The sequence below is a fragment of the Paenibacillus sp. FSL W8-0919 genome (assembly GCF_038003785.1).
GTDB classification, from domain to species: Bacteria; Bacillota; Bacilli; order Paenibacillales; family Paenibacillaceae; genus Paenibacillus_AQ; species Paenibacillus_AQ lactis.
In genome coordinates, this window is sequence record NZ_JBBOPV010000001.1 from 6163401 (window position 1) to 6181204 (window position 17804).

Consider the following 17804-nt stretch of genomic DNA (forward strand, 5'->3'; position numbering starts at 1 on the left):
AACATTCTCATGTACAGCTATTCTGACCTTCGGCATCCATTCCCATTCGAAGATTGACGATTAATTAATGGCAATCTTACAAATATCGAATTTGGCGGTTTCCGTTGTACTATCTGACCAGGCTTGGCCATACAATATTTACTAATAGAGGTTGTTCAAAAAGTCGTCTTTTGATCACGCAGTGAATCAAGAAGCACCCCGGCATCGAATCTTGAATTCGGCCGGGCCTTCGGATGCTCACGTACCCAAAACTAGCAGATGCTTTCGAAGGCGTTTTCTGAGAAAACGTGTAGCTCCGCTCCTCAGGCCCTAGCTTTATCTAACCTAAAGCGTTTTGAAAAAACGCACTTCGGAAGCATAAGCTTCGGTGCTGAAGAACCGACTTTTTGAACTCGCACTAATATATTCGTTAAGGGGGAACGATTCATGGAACCGATCCGGCGAGTATTCACCTTTCGCGTTACCAATCCCATTCTTTCAGGACTTTTGTATTCATTTTTTTGGATGTTTCTTGGCGCGCTGGCGCTCTCCCTCCTGCTGTGGAGCAGCGGCTTGACGGAAGAGGATTTATCGTTCTACACCTTTCTCGTACATGCTCTTTCCGCGTTTATCGGAGGCTGTGTTGGCGGAAAGCGTGCAGGAAACAGAGGCTGGTATTACGGCTGCTTAACCGGGCTTCTGTACGGTGTTACGCTGCTTGCTATCGGATTCCTTGCGCTGGACAGCTCGCTGGCGCTTGGAGACCTGACCCTGCTGGCCACCGTCTTTATCGCCGGTGCGATCGGAGGCATGTTCGGCGTTAACTTGAAAAAATAAAAGCAAGCAAAAAGGCCGGCTCCAGAATAGAGTCGGCCTTTCGCTTGCAAATCAAGTCCCTCGAAGGACATATGTATGCCTTGAGGATTACGTATTGTTTACACTATGGCTGATCGAATTGCGATCGAACGTCAACTTCGTTACATCATTCACTTTCAAAACGACGATATCATCGGTAATTTCCACAATCGTACCGTGAAGGCCACCGATAGTTACCACTTTATCGCCTTTCTGCAAAGCGCTCAGCATTGCAGTTCTCTGCTTCTGCTTCTTCTGTTGCGGACGAATCAGCAAGAAATAGAAGATGACGAACATCAGAACGAACGGCAGAATCAAGCCAAGAAGACCTCCGCCGCCTTGATTCGGTGCTGCTGCGAGTTGATCAAGCATATTTCTTTCCCCCCCTTCAACGACAAACCCCATGGGTCATTAGCTTACTTAGAAACCTTTTTCATTATCATGAAGGCCGTACTTGTCAAAAAACTCATCGCGGAAATCAAGCAGACGGTCTTCCATAATACTTTGACGCACTTTCCGCATCAGATCGAGCAAGAAATGAAGATTGTGATACGTCGTTAAACGAAGCCCGAACGTCTCGTCACTCTTGATCAGATGACGCAGATACGCACGCGAGTAGTTACGGCAAGTGTAGCAGTCACATTCCGGATCCAGCGGTCCAAAATCCCTGGCGTATTGAGCATTTCGAACGACAAGACGGCCTTGACTTGTCATCGTTGTTCCGTTACGGGCAATCCGTGTCGGAAGCACGCAATCGAACATATCCACGCCACGAATCGAGCCCTCGATCAAAGCGTCGGGTGATCCGACTCCCATCAAATAGCGCGGCTTATTGTCCGGCAGCAGGGGCACCGTGTAATCCAGCACTTCATACATCAGCTGCTTCGATTCTCCCACACTAAGTCCACCAATAGCATAACCCGGGAAATCCATGGAAGTCAAATCAGCGGCGCTTTGCCGGCGGAGATCTTCGTACATCCCTCCCTGGACGATTCCGAAGAGCGCCTGATCCTTCGGTCTGGCATGGCTTTGAAGGCACCGCTCGGCCCAGCGTGAGGTCCGTTCAGTGGATTGTTTCACGTATTCGTATTCCGCCGGGTAAGGCGGACATTCATCAAATGCCATCATAATATCGGAGCCGAGCGCATTTTGAATCTCCATCGCTACTTCCGGGGAGATGAACAATTTGTCTCCGTTTAAATGGGATCGAAAATGCACGCCCTCCTCCGAAATTTTTCTCATTTCCGCAAGGCTGAATACCTGGAATCCGCCGCTGTCGGTCAGGATGGGCCGGTCCCAATTCATGAATTTGTGCAGCCCGCCTGCCTCCTTGACGATCTCATGCCCGGGGCGAAGAAAAAGATGGTAGGTATTGCTCAGAATGATATGGGCATCCATCGCCTTCAGCTCTTCCGGGCTCATTGTTTTGACGGTTGCAAGCGTGCCGACCGGCATAAACGTCGGCGTATCGATCACGCCGTGGGGGGTGTGAACCCTTCCCAGCCTCGCTCCCGACTGCTTGCAGGTTTTTATATGTTCGTACGTAACAGCAGCTGCCATGTCCAACCAACCTCCGAAGTTAATAAATAAACATTGCGTCCCCAAAGCTGAAGAAGCGGTATTCCTGCCGGACTGCTTCACGGTAAGCTTCCAGAATATGCTCGCGTCCGGCCAGCGCGCTTACGAGCATGACCAGCGTCGATTTGGGAAGGTGGAAATTCGTAATGAGCGCATCCACCACGGTAAATGAGTATCCTGGATAGATAAAAATGCTAGTCCATCCGCTGCTCTCGCTGAGAGGGCCTCCCTTATGAGCTTGGCCCACGGTTTCGAGCGTTCGGCAAGACGTCGTTCCTACCGCGATTACTCTTCCTCCCCGACGCTTGGTCTCATTGAGGAGCTCAGCCGTTTCCTTGGAGAGGGAATAGTATTCTTCATGCATGACATGATCCTCAACCCGCTCAACGGACATCGGGCGGAAAGTTCCAAGCCCGACATGCAGCGTAATAAAAGCGATATTCACGCCTTTGGCCTTAATCTCGTCGAGAAGAGCCTCCGTAAAATGAAGTCCTGCCGTCGGAGCAGCCGCGGAGCCTTCATTCCGGGCATACACGGTTTGATACCGGTCACGGTCATCGAGCTTCTCCTTAATGTAAGGAGGCAGCGGCATCTGGCCCAGTTCATCCAGGATCTCCTGGAAAATTCCTTTATAGGTGAATCGAAGCGTCCGAGCGCCCATTTCCCCCTCTTCTTCAATAACGGCTTTGAGCTTCCCGTTTCCGAAGGAGATCGTGCTTCCCTGTCTCAGCTTCTTGCCCGGCTTGACAAGCGCTTCCCAGCGGTCTTCCCCAAGGTTCTTCAGAAGCAGCACCTCCGCCTTCGCACCCGTCTCCTCTTTCTCGCCGAACAATCGGGCGGGGATGACCTTGGTATCGTTAAGAACGAGGGTGTCACCCGGATTCAGAAAACCAACGATATCGGCAAAGGTCCCGTGGGACATCGCTCCATCCTCTTTATTCAAGGCAAGAAGCCGGGAAGCGCTGCGTTCCTTTAAGGGAGTCTGCGCAATCAAACGCTCCGGCAATTCAAAATCGTATAAATCCACATTCATGATCGGTCATTCCTTCGTAATAATCGTGTCGCGGTAATAGTGTTGCAGGATCTGCTTATAATCATACCCTTGATCCGCCATTCCTTTGGCGCCCCATTGGGACATGCCCAGGCCGTGGCCGTTCCCTTTGCCCGTAAATTTAAAGCCAGCCTTGCTGTCAACGGCTCTGGCTTGTCCTTCACCGCTCAAAATAACGGTACCGGCGCCCTTTACGCTGGCGCTTCCGTTGCCTGAGACAACCGTAACGCTCTCTCCGGACGAAACCGTTGATTCTGCACCATTCGCGCTCAATACAGTATAACTTCCGGTCGGTTCAATATCAAACAAGGTGCTGGGCAGTCCGTTAAATGCCGAACGGTACACATCCGGGTACTTCACATCCAGCTGCTGGCCATTGGCGTTGACGGACAAAACCCGGCCTGAAGGACCGCGCTCGGTCACCGTCAGCGACGTTATGGCTGAAGGGAGGGCGCTAGACGTCTTCCCTTTCAGCGAAGCCAGCAGCTGCTCGGACGTGAACGGGCCCCGAATCCACGCATAGCTGTTCGATTCCGCCACCTTGTCCAGAACGACCGCCGTATCGCCCGGATTCATTTGGGCTACAGGCTTAGCATCGGATTGAATCAGGGGCAGCGGACGCACATTCGTGTCCTTAGACGTAACGGTCATATAAGGGAGGCCTGCAGCAGTCTTGCTGCCTGTCTCCTTCACGTTATCTTCCCGGACATAGCCCGTGAGCCCGCTGGGCAGAAGAACGTGGTACCACGATTTCAACGCGGCTTGTGCCGACGTATCGCCCGGACTCTCGACTGCCGCGAATACATTGTTGGCATTGCCCCATACCTCTGCAGGGTCAGAGGTCATGCCTCCCGCGTTGGAGGAGAACACCGTCTCGACCAGCTTGCCGTCCTTCATGACGACTTCTCCCTCAGTGGCGTCCACCGCCTGCACGACGCTCGGATACTCGTAGGCCGTACCGTAATAAGCCTGACTCAGCGTTGTATCGACGACATTGGCGACCTCAAACTTGGTTCCTTGGAACAGCGCATAGGTTCTTGCGGCAACGGCTTGTGCCTTCAAAGCCTCGGCCCCCCATGAGGAAGGCACTTCGGCTCCTACCACCGAATATAAATACTGCTGGAACGGCAGCTCATTAACCAAATACAATTGCCCGTTCTTCTTGCCGATCTCCATCGCTCCGCGGTAAGTTCGGTCGGAACGTTCTTTCACATGGATTCCGGTGCCCGCTGTCCCCGACACCTTGAGCGTGGCCAGCTCACCTGACAGCATAAAGTGCTGAACTTCTTGAGCAGCCGCCAGGTTCAGACCGGCGTCCCTGCGGAGGATCAATCCCGGGGTCTTGGTATTCGTCTCAACAAGGGGATTCGGCGCTGCAGCAGCGGCTTGCTGCTGGACAGCGGCCAAAGCCGATGCATTGGCAGCCTCCCCGACCCAGACCTCGTAACCTGCCTGGGTCATGACGTTAAATGCGTCAACGCCGGCAGCAGCATAGGCTGCACGCGCTGCTTCCGCCTGCGCTTCCGTTGCGAAGGAGCCTGCGGACAGATGGAGTCCGCCTCGTACCGAAGGGGTCTGACCGTTCAAATGGGCAGCCGCCGTCTTGGCTGTTCTCGCGGCCGCATCGGATGCAGCCTTCTCCGATGCATACATGCCCGTATACAGCTTGTACACCTTGCCGTCCACAAACAGCATTGGTTTATCGCTCGTTGCCTGCAGCTTTTTGGCGGCTTCGGCAGCCGTTTTCCAATCTGTCGTCTCCAGTACCTTCACCCGGTAAGAATCGACGCTCATGCGCGTTTGTTGGTTAGCCGGTATGCTTGTCATCGCGTCCTGGGCTCCGGCATTGTCTAATGCAACCGTCAGGGCCTCCTCGGATTGCAGGGTAACGGCATTCACTGTGGATCTGTACTGGCTTCCAAGATCCAGGAACATCGCTACCCGAATCGTGTCAAGAGACGGGGCGGCAGCGTGCGCGGCAGGTGCGGCCCAAATGCTTGCGGCAAGAGCAGCTGCCGCCATGCCTGCGGCAGTTCTGCGGAGAAATGACTTCTTCCCCTTTATATTCATGTCTACAAACCTCCTGGAGCTGTAAGGATAGAATGATAAGCTATTGTCCAAAAACTTCTAACGGCGATCCTCCGGAACCGGGATGCCTAAATGATGGTATGCGTTCGGTGTCACGACCCGCCCCCGCGGTGTACGCTGCAGGAACCCGATCTGCAGCAGATACGGCTCGTACACGTCCTCGATGGTCTGGCTCTCTTCGCCGATCGTAGCCGCGATCGTATCCAGGCCGACCGGCCCGCCGCGGAAGCTCTTGATCATGGCATGAAGCATTTTATGATCGATCAGATCAAGCCCCATCGGGTCGATCTGCAGCATTCTCAGCGCTTCCTTTGCAATGTCGGTCGTAATCATCCCGTCGCCTCGTACCTGTGCGAAATCGCGGACGCGCTTCAGCAGCCGGTTTGCAATCCGCGGCGTCCCCCGCGAACGAAGGGCAATTTCCTCTGCGGCATCCCCTAATATTTCGATACCTAAAATGTCCGCGCCGCGGGACACGATATAACTTAGCTCATCCACCGTGTAAAATTCCAGCCGGCTGACAACCCCGAAGCGATCGCGCAGCGGGGCGGAGAGCAATCCCGCTCTCGTGGTGGCGCCTATGAGCGTGAAGGGCGGCAAATCCAGCCGGACCGAGCGTGCGCTCGGCCCTTTGCCGATCATGATGTCCAGCGCAAAATCCTCCATTGCCGGATACATGACCTCCTCGACCGTCCGATGCAACCGATGGATTTCGTCGATAAAAAGAACATCGCCCTCCTGCAGATTCGTAAGAAGGGCAGCCAAATCGCCGGGACGCTCGATGGCGGGTCCCGAGGTCGTACGCAGATTTACGCCAAGCTCATTGGCGATAATGTTCGCAAGGGTCGTTTTCCCCAGTCCCGGGGGACCGTACAGCAGCACATGGTCCAGCGCTTCCTTGCGCATCTTCGCTGCCTCGATATAGATTCTCAAATTCTCTTTTACCTGATTTTGTCCGATATATTCGGCCAAATACCGGGGACGCAGGCTGAGCTCTACCGCCTGGTCCTCCATCATTAAATTCGCAGTAATAATTCGATCGTCCATCTTAAGTTAAACTCCTCTCCTGCAGACGACGCTATTAACCGGCATACAGCTGCTGCAGTGCCCGTTTCATCAATACATCGACCGATTCTCCGCTGCCTATGGAATCCTTAATCTTCAGCCATACTTTATCCAGTTCGCTGTCCGTGTACCCGAGCGCCTTCAGCCCCTCGCGGGCTTCTGTCCAAGCCGAACCGCTTTCTTCCGGCTGCTCCTGCTGCAGGGCGAACAGTCCTGTCGCCATGGCGGCATCGCTGAAGCCGTCCAGCTTGTCCTTCAGATCCAAAATCATGCGTTGGGCGGTCTTCTTCCCGATGCCCGGCAGCTTGATCAGAAATGAAATATTCTCTTGGTAGATGGCCGATACCACATGATCCGGCGACCCGCCGCCCAATATTCCGAGCGCCACCCGCGGGCCGATGCCGGATACTTCGATGAGCTTGCGGAATAACCGCTGCTCTTCCCGTGTCGGGAAGCCGAACAGCAGAATCGCATCCTCGCGTACATGATGGTGGGTATACACCGTGACGACTCCTTCCATTTTGGCGAAGGCATACGGGTTCGGGCAGAAGATGCGATACCCTACATCATGAACATCCAGCACAATATATTCACTCTCGAGATGGACGACTTGTCCACGTAAAAAATCAATCATTTTCGCAATACCTCGTTTAATCTGGAATTTAACGTATAGGAATGGGCGTGACATATAGCGACAGCAAGCGCATCAGCCACGTCGTCGGGCTTCGGTATGCTCGCAAGCTTCAGGTACATCCTTACCATCTCCTGTACCTGTTTCTTCTCCGCCTTCCCATAGCCTACAATCGCCTGCTTAACCTGCATAGGCGTGTACTCGGCAATGGGAAGTCCCCGCTGAACGGCTGCGAGAATGAGCACGCCTCTTGCTTGGGATACCGTCATCGCCGTCGTTACATTCCGGTTAAAAAAAAGCTTCTCGAAAGCCACGGCTTCCGGCTCATATTTATCAATCAACTGCAGCATGCCCTCATAAACCTGATGAAGTCTTTCCTCTTCGGGCGTATGCGCTTCGGTCTGGATACAGCCGTACTGCACCGGCGACACCTTGCTCCCCGTCTTATCAATAAACCCGAAGCCAACGATGGCAATCCCCGGGTCAATGCCTAAAATACGCAATACTAACCTCTCCTCTGATGAAGCGAACATATGTATCGTTCTCCCATTATAACAAAAGATCGACCTTTAGTTGAGGAAAAACTTTGAACCTTTTCTTGTGCCTATTTTCACATTGTTTCCCTAAGCTTATGATTCCTTTTTTAAGGGAGGCTTCTATTAGGCTTGTGGGCGGATAAATTGCACTCCGTTCTTGACCGCATGGCCTGCTGCGCGCAACTGAAAAAGAAAAACTGCCCGGTGCAAATCAGCACCAGACAGTTGCGGTGTTGCAGTGTAACAATAGAGCAGCAAAAATGTGGCATTGTCGAAAAACGGTCGACCCGGTTCGCCCGGATTCGCTCAGGAGCTGGGCTTCATCACATTTTCAGCCATATCCCGCGCATAATCACTAAACGTCGACAAGACGCTGTTGTATTCATCCATATCCTGAATCCGGATCCCCTCCTGAAGCTGCTGGATGACATCCTTTGGCAAGGAGGACTCCATCGAACCGATATCTAATTGGAAAAAGGTGCGGAGAACCTTCTCTTCTTCGGGAGGTCCCTCAAACAAAGTTAAATTTCCGCTTGCATCCACGCTCATGTACGCTTGCTTCTTGCAGTTGGGGGAGAGATCGGATACCGTTTGCTCCAGCCAAACTTCCCCTTTGTCATCCAGGCGGCCCTGCCATAATGGGTTTTTATTCATCAGTTCATAGATGCCGTCTGCATTCAGGCGCCCGATATTCTGCTCTTCAACCCCGCATACATAGGTAGTGCGCAGATGTACTTTCTTCTTCCCCTTTGATGCGTTCAGTTCCTGCATAAACTTTCTCTGCTCGGAAGTCCGCTCTTCTTGCTTCTCTTCTTCCATCTGCAAATAATGCATCGTCTCGAGCGCGAGCGGTTTTTCGCCGCGGCTATCGGTGAGCAGCATATTCATTTGATCCTTCAGCGTCTGGCCAGACCAAATGAAGATCATGGCCGCTGCAAGGATCGAACTGGACCAGATGGCCCGTCTCCAGCGTCTCCGTCGTTTGCGGAACACTTTTCTTAGGAATTGAAAAACACTCAAGGTTATCCCCTTCTATTCAATGTTTTTCATATTGTGACCGCAAGGCTGCCAAATTATTCAGACATCCCTTGTACCGAAAGTGCGCAACGACAAAAGGACCATCTTCAGAAATTCTGAAAATGGTCCTTGCTTGAATCGGGACGACACGATTTGAACATGCGACCCCCTGGTCCCAAACCAGGTGCTCTACCAAGCTGAGCTACGTCCCGTTATTTAAAATGCCGGTGAAGGGACTCGAACCCCCACGGTTTCCCTCACGATTTTGAGTCGCGCGCGTCTGCCAATTCCGCCACACCGGCGTAAGGATAATCATTAAGTAAATTCATGATGAATGCGCACATCAATCAATGGCACGCCCTGAGAGATTCGAACTCCCGACCTTTTGATTCGTAGTCAAACGCTCTATCCAGCTGAGCTAAGGGCGCAAATGGAGCGGACGACGGGAATCGAACCCGCGACCCTCGCCTTGGCAAGGCGATGCTCTACCGCTGAGCCACGTCCGCAATATCAAGATTTATGTAACACTGGTGAGCCATGAAGGACTCGAACCTTCGACACCCTGATTAAAAGTCAGGTGCTCTACCAACTGAGCTAATGGCTCCCATTGTTAAAAATGGCGGAACTGACGGGATTCGAACCCGCGATCTCCTGCGTGACAGGCAGGCATGTTAGGCCTCTACACCACAGTTCCATGAGGCTTGATCGCTAATGCGATATAATTGGTTGCGGGGGCAGGATTTGAACCTGCGACCTTCGGGTTATGAGCCCGACGAGCTACCGAACTGCTCCACCCCGCGTCATTGTGTATAAGCTCCCCTAATAAAACCACCTGTAAAGCCTTTGCTTTATCTTTTGGGGATATTTAATGGTGGAGGCTGAGGGGATCGAACCCCCGACCCTCTGCTTGTAAGGCAGATGCTCTCCCAGCTGAGCTAAGCCTCCATGTTGGTGACCCGTAGGGGATTCGAACCCCTGTTACCTCCGTGAAAGGGAGGTGTCTTAACCCCTTGACCAACGGGCCGTATATAAAGTCCTTGCTGGCGGAGAGAGAGGGATTCGAACCCTCGAGACGCTTTTGACGCCTACACGATTTCCAATCGTGCTCCTTCGGCCAACTCGGACACCTCTCCATAAGTGGCTCCCCGAACAGGACTCGAACCTGTGACAACTCGATTAACAGTCGAGTGCTCTACCAACTGAGCTATCAGGGAATATGTACCGCTTGGCGGCGTCCTACTCTCCCGGGACCCTTCGGTCCAAGTACCATCGGCGCTGGAAGGCTTAACGGTCGTGTTCGGTATGGGAACGCGTGGAACCCTTCCGCCATCGCCACCAAACGTTAAATTCAGGATGCGGCATCGCCAAATGCCGTAATCATCTTCATTGCATGTGCAGCTTGTACACCTGCAAATCGGGTTTGATCACCTGAAAACTAGATACGAAACGTCTTTGCATTGATTAGAATCCGTAGCATTGTCCCTTCAGATCCTCAGATCTTTCTGGGCCCCGCCAAAGTAATCGGAATCAGCTTCGAAGCTCTTCTTCACTTTGGTGGGTTTATTTATGCTTCCGTAGCGAGCTTTCTTTCAGAAAGCTTTTAGGATAAGCCCTCGACCGATTAGTATTGGTCAGCTCCATGCATTGCTGCACTTCCACCTCCAACCTATCTACCTCGTCGTCTTCAAGGGGTCTTACATACTGGGAAATCTCATCTTGAGGGGGGCTTCACGCTTAGATGCTTTCAGCGCTTATCCCGTCCGTACGTAGCTACCCAGCCATGCTCCTGGCGGAACAACTGGTGCACCAGCGGTACGTCCATCCCGGTCCTCTCGTACTAAGGACAGCTCCTCTCAAATTTCCTACGCCCACGACAGATAGGGACCGAACTGTCTCACGACGTTCTGAACCCAGCTCGCGTACCGCTTTAATGGGCGAACAGCCCAACCCTTGGGACCTACTTCAGCCCCAGGATGCGATGAGCCGACATCGAGGTGCCAAACCTCCCCGTCGATGTGGACTCTTGGGGGAGATAAGCCTGTTATCCCCAGGGTAGCTTTTATCCGTTGAGCGATGGCCCTTCCATGCGGTACCACCGGATCACTAAGCCCGACTTTCGTCCCTGCTCGACTTGTAGGTCTCGCAGTCAAGCTCCCTTATGCCTTTGCACTCTTCGAATGATTTCCAACCATTCTGAGGGAACCTTGGGGCGCCTCCGTTACTCTTTAGGAGGCGACCGCCCCAGTCAAACTGCCCGCCTGACACTGTCCCCGTACCGGATCACGGTACCAGGTTAGAACCTAGATACGATCAGGGTGGTATCCCAACGTCGCCTCCACACAAGCTGGCGCTCATGCTTCAAAGGCTCCCACCTATCCTGTACAGATCGTACCCAAATCCAATATCAAGCTGCAGTAAAGCTCCATGGGGTCTTTCCGTCTTGTCGCGGGTAACCTGCATCTTCACAGGTATTAAAATTTCACCGGATCTCTCGTTGAGACAGCGCCCAAGTCGTTACGCCATTCGTGCGGGTCAGAATTTACCTGACAAGGAATTTCGCTACCTTAGGACCGTTATAGTTACGGCCGCCGTTTACTGGGGCTTCGGTTCACAGCTTCGGGACTAATCCCTAACCGCTCCCCTTAACCTTCCAGCACCGGGCAGGCGTCAGCCCGTATACTTCGCCTTGCGGCTTCGCACAGACCTGTGTTTTTGCTAAACAGTCGCTTGGGCCTTTTCACTGCGGCCCCCTCGGGCTATTCACCCTACCGAGGCACCCCTTCTCCCGAAGTTACGGGGTCATTTTGCCGAGTTCCTTAACGAGAGTTCTTCCGCGCGCCTTAGAATTCTCTTCTCGCCTACCTGTGTCGGTTTGCGGTACGGGCACCTTCACCTGACTAGAGGCTTTTCTTGGCAGTGTGAGATCATGACCTTCGCTACTGTAATTTTCACTCCCCATCACAGCCCAGCCTTACGATGTGCGGATTTGCCTACACATCAGCCTCACTGCTTGGACGGACATCCATCAGTCCGCGTCACTACCCTCCTGCGTCACCCCATCGTTCATAACGGTTTACGGTGGTACAGGAATTTCAACCTGTTGTCCTTCGACTACGCCTTTCGGCCTCGCCTTAGGTCCCGACTTACCCTGAGCGGACGAGCCTTCCTCAGGAAACCTTGGGCTTTCGGCGGATCAGATTCTCACTGATCTTTTCGTTACTCATACCGGCATTCTCACTTGTATGCTGTCCAGCGCTCCTTACGGTACACCTTCAACCTACATACAACGCTCCCCTACCCCTGAATCGACTTCACTCCGCCTTCGAAGTGTGTTTAACCCCTGAGAGCATTTGGTCATCCTTGATTTCATCTCAAGTCTGACAAAAATGTTCAACTCAGGCTCACTACCTCAAAGAAGCAGTGAAGTCGATTCAAGCCATAGCTTCGGTGGTGTGTTTAGCCCCGTTACATTTTCGGCGCAGAGTCACTCGACCAGTGAGCTATTACGCACTCTTTAAATGGTGGCTGCTTCTAAGCCAACATCCTGGTTGTCTGTGCAACTCCACATCCTTTCCCACTTAACACACACTTGGGGACCTTAGCTGATGGTCTGGGCTGTTTCCCTTTTGACAATGGATCTTAGCACTCACTGTCTGACTCCCGGATATAAGTCTATGGCATTCGGAGTTTGACTGAGCTTGGTAACCCTTGCGGGCCCCGCACCCAATCAGTGCTCTACCTCCACGACTCTAATTTCCGAGGCTAGCCCTAAAGCTATTTCGGGGAGAACCAGCTATCTCCGAGTTCGATTGGAATTTCTCCGCTACCCCCACCTCATCCCCGCACTTTTCAACGTACGTGGGTTCGGGCCTCCAGTGCGTGTTACCGCACCTTCACCCTGGACAGGGGTAGATCACACGGTTTCGGGTCTACGTCCACATACTAAAGCGCCCTATTCAGACTCGCTTTCGCTGCGGCTACGGCTTCTCGCCTTAACCTTGCATGGGAACGTAACTCGCCGGTTCATTCTACAAAAGGCACGCCATCACCCATCGATCGGGCTCTGACTTCTTGTAAGCACACGGTTTCAGGTTCTATTTCACTCCCCTTCCGGGGTGCTTTTCACCTTTCCCTCACGGTACTGCTTCACTATCGGTCGCTAGGGAGTATTTAGCCTTAGCAGATGGTCCTGCTGGATTCATACGGGGTTTCACGTGCCCCGCACTACTCGGGATCCGTCTCGGAGGGTTCACATTTTCGATTACAGGGCTTTTACCTTCTATGGCCGGCCTTTCCAGACCTGTTCGTCTAATCTAAACCTTTGTAACTCCATGTGAGACGTCCCACAACCCCAGAGAGCAAGCTCTCTGGTTTAGGCTGTTCCGCGTTCGCTCGCCGCTACTGACGGAATCACTCTTGTTTTCTCTTCCTCCAGGTACTTAGATGTTTCAGTTCCCTGGGTATGCCTCTAGCTGCCCTATGTATTCAGGCAGAAGTGACTGGCTATTACACCAGTCGGGTTTCCCCATTCGGACATCCCCGGATCGAAGCTTGCTTACAGCTCCCCGAGGCAGTATCGTTGTTCGCCACGTCCTTCATCGGCTCCTAGCGCCTAGGCATCCTCCGTGTGCTCTTAGTAGCTTAACCTTATGCTCCGGTTATTGTGCTCATCGCTCTGTTGTCCGCTTGTTTCCTGATTGGATCAAACCATTCAATGGTGAAACAAGCTTCCAAAGGATCGATGATCCCAAAACCTTCGCGTGCTACTTTTATTGAAACTTGTTTTGACACAAGTTCAGCTAAAAGGATATTTCTAAAACGCAAATTCGTTTCGTTATCTAGTTTTCAAGGATCAAATTCATTCGGTCATTTAACGACCGGAAGAATATCTTATCAATTCTCAGCGATCTTGTCTACAAGAAAGATCTGGAATCAACAAGCTTGAGAGGTTGAACTCTCAAAACTGACCAACGAGTGAGTAACAGGCCTAAACCTGATTTGGTGTCTTTGCTTTCGCAAAGGAATCGGCGACCTTTCGGTCAAGCGTATTTGTACCGCTTCGCTACGGAAGCGAGGTACTCCATAGAAAGGAGGTGATCCAGCCGCACCTTCCGATACGGCTACCTTGTTACGACTTCACCCCAATCATCTACCCCACCTTCGGCGGCTGGCTCCCGTAAGGGTTACCCCACCGACTTCGGGTGTTGTAAACTCTCGTGGTGTGACGGGCGGTGTGTACAAGACCCGGGAACGTATTCACCGCGGCATGCTGATCCGCGATTACTAGCAATTCCGACTTCATGCAGGCGAGTTGCAGCCTGCAATCCGAACTGAGACTGGCTTTTTAGGATTGGCTCCACCTCGCGGCTTCGCTTCCCGTTGTACCAGCCATTGTAGTACGTGTGTAGCCCAAGTCATAAGGGGCATGATGATTTGACGTCATCCCCACCTTCCTCCGGTTTGTCACCGGCAGTCACCTTAGAGTGCCCACCCAAAGTGCTGGCAACTAAGATCAAGGGTTGCGCTCGTTGCGGGACTTAACCCAACATCTCACGACACGAGCTGACGACAACCATGCACCACCTGTCTCCTCTGTCCCGAAGGCCGCCTCTATCTCTAGAGGATTCAGAGGGATGTCAAGACTTGGTAAGGTTCTTCGCGTTGCTTCGAATTAAACCACATACTCCACTGCTTGTGCGGGTCCCCGTCAATTCCTTTGAGTTTCAGTCTTGCGACCGTACTCCCCAGGCGGAATGCTTAATGTGTTAACTTCGGCACCAAGGGTATCGAAACCCCTAACACCTAGCATTCATCGTTTACGGCGTGGACTACCAGGGTATCTAATCCTGTTCGCTCCCCACGCTTTCGCGCCTCAGCGTCAGTTACAGCCCAGAGAGTCGCCTTCGCCACTGGTGTTCCTCCACATATCTACGCATTTCACCGCTACACGTGGAATTCCACTCTCCTCTTCTGCACTCAAGTTCCCCAGTTTCCAGTGCGTCCCGAAGTTGAGCCTCGGGTTTAAACACCAGACTTAAAGAACCGCCTGCGCGCGCTTTACGCCCAATAATTCCGGACAACGCTTGCCCCCTACGTATTACCGCGGCTGCTGGCACGTAGTTAGCCGGGGCTTTCTTCTCAGGTACCGTCACTCTCATAGCAGTTACTCTATGAGACGTTCTTCCCTGGCAACAGAGCTTTACGATCCGAAAACCTTCATCACTCACGCGGCGTTGCTCCGTCAGGCTTTCGCCCATTGCGGAAGATTCCCTACTGCTGCCTCCCGTAGGAGTCTGGGCCGTGTCTCAGTCCCAGTGTGGCCGTTCACCCTCTCAGGTCGGCTACGCATCGTCGCCTTGGTGAGCCGTTACCTCACCAACTAGCTAATGCGCCGCAGGCCCATCCTCAAGCGACAGATTGCTCCGCCTTTCATAACTCCGCCATGCAGCGAATTTAATTATCCGGTATTAGCTACCGTTTCCGGTAGTTATCCCAGTCTTGAGGGCAGGTTGCCTACGTGTTACTCACCCGTCCGCCGCTAAGCATCAGGAGTGCAAGCACTCCATCAGCTCCGCTCGACTTGCATGTATTAGGCACGCCGCCAGCGTTCGTCCTGAGCCAGGATCAAACTCTCCAATAAAGATCGTCCGAAGGACGATCGATTGAAAGAGCGATTAAGCTCATTAGAAAAACTGACGAGAATTTGTTCAATTCTCTATTGTAACTCCCCGCCGAAGCGGTTCGTTTTTACTCACTCGTTGTTCAGTTTTCAAAGATCAACCTTTTCGTTACCGGCGAATCTCGTTCGCATCAGCAACTCTTATAATATATCATATTCATTTCGATAATGCAAGAGGTTTTTTAAAGTTTTTTTTATTACTTAAAATCGAAACCAAAAATTATTCATCGACCTCTTCCCTGCCGCAAAGGCGTTCGTTTCGCGACTGGATTTATAATATATCATGAATCAATACTGTTTAACAATGCATAATTTTTTCCAAATCCATTATTGCAGCTTGTACTAATTAAATAGTGGCTTTCAAAGCACTTGAAGCTCGTTCCGCCCTATATTTTACCACGCTTTGTATCCCTACTATAATGAGACAAGACGGCCGGTGACCGGCCGCCCTTCTACTAAAAATCCTAACATGGCTCTAAACCACTCACAACTTACCTCTAAGCTGTTACCCCTTATTTTTTCGCTAAACCTTTATCCTTTTATCCATGGGTTTTGCTGTTTGTTCTTTGCCGACTGCGGCTTCCGTGTTTTCTTGGCTGCAGTTCTGGAGGCTTTCCCCCCCGTCTGACGATGAACCTTTGCCTTGGCCGTCTTACTATTCTCTTCAATTGCAGCGTCACGAATTTCAGCTTCCTGATCGCTCTCTTCAACTGAATGATTCGTTGGAGGTGCATCTTCCGTAAAGCTTGAAGCAATTCCTACTCCTTGTTCTTCATTTTGACGGTCTATCCACATCTGTTCATAAGGGTTCATGAATGATGGATTTGCGCCGAAAGCTCCAATCGGTGCCGAAGGAACGCTGTAGGCACCCGACGAATTCATGGCACCATGCTGCCAATTATAAGGCATTGCATGCTCCGATGCGCCCTGGTTAGCATATGGATAACTTTGAGGCATACCGTAAAAAGGACTAACTTCTCCGCCCTGACAGCCGCAAGGTGAAGAGGCGTAGCCAAGCGGCGAAATCCCGTGATGTTCCGAGTACGGCATATAGTTAGAAGTAACTCCTGCCGTATAGGACTCGGAAACGGATACCTGGGAATACTCCATCCCAACCGAGTCCCCGGACAATCCCGGATAACCTCCCGCTGCATTTCCCCAAGCGTCTCCATAGGACGCCGGAACAGCCGGCTGTGGCACGTGGTAATATGGATGAACGCTCTCTCCTTGCCATTTTACCGGTTCATGGCACCCGCATGGGGATTCCGGATAACCGTATTGCGGCATCGTAAACTGAGGCTCATGATATCCATGATGATGGTGATGTTGGTACGGACCAAGACATGGATGATCCGGAACATGGTGAATCGGAAACTCCGGACATGGATGCATGAAAGGTTGGACATGGAAATCCGCAACCTTCGGGCATGGTTCATCGACCGGAAGAACCGGATGCGGCATTGGCATTGTCTTTAACGGATACATTTGCTCCGGCTCAAAAGGTTTGTATTCCGGTTTATACTCCGGTTTATACTCCGGTTTATACTCCGGTTTAAATTCTGGCTTGAACTCTGGCTTATACTCCGGTTTGTATTCTAGTTTAAATTCGGGTTTAATCTCCGGTTTATACTCGAGTTTAATCTCAGGTTTGTACTCGGGCTTAATCTCCGGTTTGTACTCCGGCTCTACCTTTTTAGGCTCCTCCGGCAGAGGCGCAATCTCCGGTAGCTTCGGTAACACAGGCGGCTCTGGCATTGGCTGTGGCGGGGCCACCGGCGGCTGCGGTACGGGCTGGGTAATTTCTTCTTTGACGCCCGTGTAATCCTTGCTGCCCGGCTTCTTTTTGCCTGGAGCCATTTCAGCACTCATCGTTACGCCATCGCTGTCCCCCGTCTCCGTATAAATGCCAGATGACGGGATGTTCACAATCTCTCCCACCAAAAGGGCATTCGGATTTTTAAGCTGCGGGTTGGCATCGATAATTTCTTTCAGGGTCACTCCCCAAGCTTTGGACAGCTTCCATAGAGAATCCCCTTGCTTTACCGTGTGCTTATGGATAATTGGCTGGCTGCCGCCAGGTACCGGAACGGGCTCTGTCGGAATTTTAATTTTAGCCCCGACATCAAGCTTATTCGGATCGACCAGCTGCGGGTTGGCATCGATGATCTTCGTTAACGGTACGTCAAATTTTTTGGACAGCTCATATAGGGTGTCGCCTTCCTTGACGATGTGTATCTTCACGCCGCTAAAACCTCCTACACTCTTCTAGGCGTCATGGTTATTCGCCCGTGTTCGTTACTACATCCTATGCAAGAAATGGGCGAT

10 protein-coding genes, 11 tRNA genes and 3 rRNA genes are annotated in these 17804 nt (G+C 52.1%); 1 reads left to right on the forward strand and 23 read right to left on the reverse strand.

The annotated features are described in order from the left end of the window. The first annotated feature begins 426 nt into the window (after nucleotides 1-426). Nucleotides 427-816, forward strand: a complete 390-nt coding sequence (locus tag NST44_RS27915; RefSeq protein ID WP_007133167.1) for a TIGR04086 family membrane protein — start codon at nucleotides 427-429, stop codon at nucleotides 814-816. 87 nt (nucleotides 817-903) lie between these two features. Here the strand turns inward: NST44_RS27915 and yajC are convergent, their stop codons facing one another. The 23 genes from yajC to NST44_RS28030 form a co-directional block, all read right to left on the reverse strand. Further along, the gene (gene yajC, locus NST44_RS27920) at nucleotides 904-1206 is read right to left on the reverse strand and encodes a preprotein translocase subunit YajC (protein WP_007133166.1); all 303 of its coding nucleotides are present in this window, start codon (nucleotides 1204-1206) and stop codon (nucleotides 904-906) included. A 48-nt stretch (nucleotides 1207-1254) separates the two neighbouring features. Beyond that, nucleotides 1255-2394: a tRNA guanosine(34) transglycosylase Tgt gene (gene tgt, locus NST44_RS27925; RefSeq protein ID WP_007133165.1), complete on the reverse strand. Its 1140-nt coding sequence runs from the start codon at nucleotides 2392-2394 to the stop codon at nucleotides 1255-1257. A gap of 19 nt (nucleotides 2395-2413) precedes the next feature. Beyond that, the gene (gene queA, locus NST44_RS27930) at nucleotides 2414-3445 is read right to left on the reverse strand and encodes a tRNA preQ1(34) S-adenosylmethionine ribosyltransferase-isomerase QueA (protein ID WP_028404991.1); all 1032 of its coding nucleotides are present in this window, start codon (nucleotides 3443-3445) and stop codon (nucleotides 2414-2416) included. A 6-nt stretch (nucleotides 3446-3451) separates the two neighbouring features. Next, nucleotides 3452-5533, reverse strand: coding sequence for a SpoIID/LytB domain-containing protein (locus NST44_RS27935; RefSeq protein ID WP_028404990.1), 2082 nt, complete (start codon nucleotides 5531-5533; stop codon nucleotides 3452-3454). 57 nt (nucleotides 5534-5590) lie between these two features. Beyond that, entirely contained in the window at nucleotides 5591-6598 is a 1008-nt protein-coding gene (gene ruvB, locus NST44_RS27940; protein ID WP_007133162.1) for a Holliday junction branch migration DNA helicase RuvB, read from the reverse strand. Nucleotides 6599-6632: 34 nt separating this feature from the next. Continuing rightward, on the reverse strand, nucleotides 6633-7250 hold the full coding sequence (ruvA, locus tag NST44_RS27945; protein WP_007133161.1) for a Holliday junction branch migration protein RuvA: 618 nt from the start codon (nucleotides 7248-7250) through the stop codon (nucleotides 6633-6635). Further along, nucleotides 7247-7750 carry a crossover junction endodeoxyribonuclease RuvC gene (gene ruvC, locus NST44_RS27950; protein ID WP_028404989.1) on the reverse strand — a complete coding sequence of 168 codons (504 nt, stop codon included), beginning with the start codon at nucleotides 7748-7750 and terminating at the stop codon, nucleotides 7247-7249. The genes ruvA and ruvC overlap by 4 nt, the downstream gene beginning before the upstream one ends. 339 nt (nucleotides 7751-8089) lie before the next feature. After that, complete coding sequence (locus NST44_RS27955) at nucleotides 8090-8803, reverse strand: BofC C-terminal domain-containing protein (protein WP_007133158.1); 714 nt, start codon at nucleotides 8801-8803, stop codon at nucleotides 8090-8092. A 135-nt stretch (nucleotides 8804-8938) separates the two neighbouring features. Then, a tRNA-Pro gene (locus tag NST44_RS27960) sits at nucleotides 8939-9012 on the reverse strand. A gap of 10 nt (nucleotides 9013-9022) precedes the next feature. Beyond that, nucleotides 9023-9102 (reverse strand) — tRNA-Leu (locus tag NST44_RS27965). A 49-nt stretch (nucleotides 9103-9151) separates the two neighbouring features. Further along, a tRNA-Arg gene (locus tag NST44_RS27970) sits at nucleotides 9152-9228 on the reverse strand. 3 nt (nucleotides 9229-9231) lie between these two features. Beyond that, nucleotides 9232-9306: transfer RNA gene (locus NST44_RS27975), tRNA-Gly, on the reverse strand. 22 nt (nucleotides 9307-9328) lie between these two features. Then, a tRNA-Lys gene (locus tag NST44_RS27980) sits at nucleotides 9329-9404 on the reverse strand. A 13-nt stretch (nucleotides 9405-9417) separates the two neighbouring features. Further along, nucleotides 9418-9494 (reverse strand) — tRNA-Asp (locus tag NST44_RS27985). Between the two features lie 29 nt (nucleotides 9495-9523). Further along, nucleotides 9524-9600 (reverse strand) — tRNA-Met (locus NST44_RS27990). 69 nt (nucleotides 9601-9669) lie between these two features. After that, nucleotides 9670-9745 (reverse strand) — tRNA-Val (locus tag NST44_RS27995). A 4-nt stretch (nucleotides 9746-9749) separates the two neighbouring features. Further along, nucleotides 9750-9824, reverse strand: a tRNA-Glu gene (locus NST44_RS28000). A 17-nt stretch (nucleotides 9825-9841) separates the two neighbouring features. After that, nucleotides 9842-9933, reverse strand: a tRNA-Ser gene (locus NST44_RS28005). A 5-nt stretch (nucleotides 9934-9938) separates the two neighbouring features. After that, nucleotides 9939-10014 (reverse strand) — tRNA-Asn (locus tag NST44_RS28010). A gap of 9 nt (nucleotides 10015-10023) precedes the next feature. Beyond that, nucleotides 10024-10140: ribosomal RNA gene (gene rrf, locus NST44_RS28015) — 5S ribosomal RNA — on the reverse strand. A 261-nt stretch (nucleotides 10141-10401) separates the two neighbouring features. After that, nucleotides 10402-13447, reverse strand: a 23S ribosomal RNA gene (locus NST44_RS28020). A gap of 439 nt (nucleotides 13448-13886) precedes the next feature. Next, nucleotides 13887-15440 (reverse strand): 16S ribosomal RNA (locus tag NST44_RS28025). Together the 16S, 23S and 5S rRNA genes with 11 tRNA genes alongside form the textbook arrangement of a ribosomal RNA operon. 570 nt (nucleotides 15441-16010) lie before the next feature. Continuing rightward, the gene (locus NST44_RS28030) at nucleotides 16011-17720 is read right to left on the reverse strand and encodes a LysM peptidoglycan-binding domain-containing protein (RefSeq protein WP_340901183.1); all 1710 of its coding nucleotides are present in this window, start codon (nucleotides 17718-17720) and stop codon (nucleotides 16011-16013) included. Between the last annotated feature and the right edge of the window lie 84 nt (nucleotides 17721-17804).